Annotated in this window: 1 protein-coding gene; it reads right to left on the reverse strand. The window is 76.6% G+C overall.

Annotation, left to right across the window (positions count from 1 at the left end; translation table 11 throughout):
• Window positions 1-572 (reverse strand): fructosamine kinase family protein (locus SACPADRAFT_RS28730; protein ID WP_407690026.1); only part of this gene is annotated, 572 nt, incomplete at its 3' end.
• Window positions 573-586 lie beyond the last annotated feature (14 nt).

Here is a 586-nt window from a genome sequence, read left to right on the forward strand (position 1 = left end):
ACCCGCCGCTGCCGGTCCGCGGCGAGCGGGGCGCCCGCGGCCTCGGCGGCCTCCCGGTAACCGCCCAGGATGTGCCCGAGCAGCGGGGTCCCGAACAGCTCCAGCATGGCCAGATCCGTCTCCCGGTGCCCGCCGTGGGCGGCCGGGTCGATCAGCCACGCCCGGCCGTCGGCGGCCCAGTGCACGTTGCCGCTCCAGGCGTCGCCGTGCAGCCGCGCGGGCGGCCCGTCGTCCGGGACCAGATCCGGGAGCCGGACGCACACCTGCTCGAACACCGCCGACTGGCGCGCGGTGAACAGGCCACGGTCGACGGCGGAGCGGACGTAGGGCTCGATCCGGTCCCGCGCGTAGAACGACGGCCAGTCGTCGTGCGGTTCGTTGCGCATCGGCGCGGTGCCGATCCAGGCGTCGGCGGGGCCGTCGGGCGGGGCACTGCCGAACGCGGGAGCCCCCCGCAGGTGCAGTGCCGCCAGGCCGCGCCCGAACTCCTCGGCCGCGGTCACCTCCGGACCCGCCGGGGCGACGTAGTCGGAGACCAGCCAGCTGTCGTCGTACCCGTGGACCTCGGGCACCGGGACGTCACCGG

This window comes from Saccharomonospora iraqiensis subsp. paurometabolica YIM 90007 (genome assembly GCF_000231035.2).
Classification (GTDB): domain Bacteria; phylum Actinomycetota; class Actinomycetes; order Mycobacteriales; family Pseudonocardiaceae; genus Saccharomonospora; species Saccharomonospora paurometabolica.